We start from the raw sequence: 448 nt of genomic DNA, 5'->3' as shown, positions 1-448 counted from the left end.
GCACTGTTTGTTAAGCTCCCCGAACTTGCACCGGCTGAAAAAGGGGATCAAGAGAACGTTGGCCGGAACCAAGACGATGTTGCGGTAAGTACGTTTGCCCCGGACACGAATGTAAGAAAATCGATACCCAGCAACCACATCATTGACCTTTTCGGCCTAGCCTTAAACTTGCACGGATCTCCGACATGAAAAAGACTACCCCCAACTCCCCGCAATCACCCGATGCTTCAGCCAACGATGACATTGACTCATCCAAACTCTCCGATCCCATCAGCCACTTTTTCACCCTCCACCCTAACCTCGACACGCTGTCGCTGCCCGCCCAAACCTGTGAAACATTGGGCTCGCTCAACGTCATGAGCACCAATCTAGCCCACAGTCTCGAAAGTCCTCATCGCAACGCCGCTCTGGCGATCCTCCAGTTGGCGGAGCTGGCCGGACTGTTGGT

The 448-nt window shown here is 54.0% G+C and carries 2 protein-coding genes; both read left to right on the top strand.

Annotated elements, in window-relative coordinates:
• A partial coding sequence (locus JMF97_RS31635) for a hypothetical protein (protein ID WP_238360472.1) occupies positions 1-189 on the top strand: 189 nt, incomplete at its 5' end.
• On the top strand, positions 186-448 hold a 263-nt coding region (locus JMF97_RS30840; protein WP_203224696.1), incomplete at its 3' end, for a DUF6124 family protein. The genes JMF97_RS31635 and JMF97_RS30840, both read left to right, overlap by 4 nt.

It is taken from the genome of Micromonospora fiedleri, assembly GCF_016774385.1.
GTDB lineage: Bacteria > Actinomycetota > Actinomycetes > Mycobacteriales > Micromonosporaceae > Micromonospora > Micromonospora gifhornensis.
The sequence above is the reverse complement of the archived record's forward strand: the minus strand, read 5'-3'. Positions and strand labels throughout refer to the sequence as shown.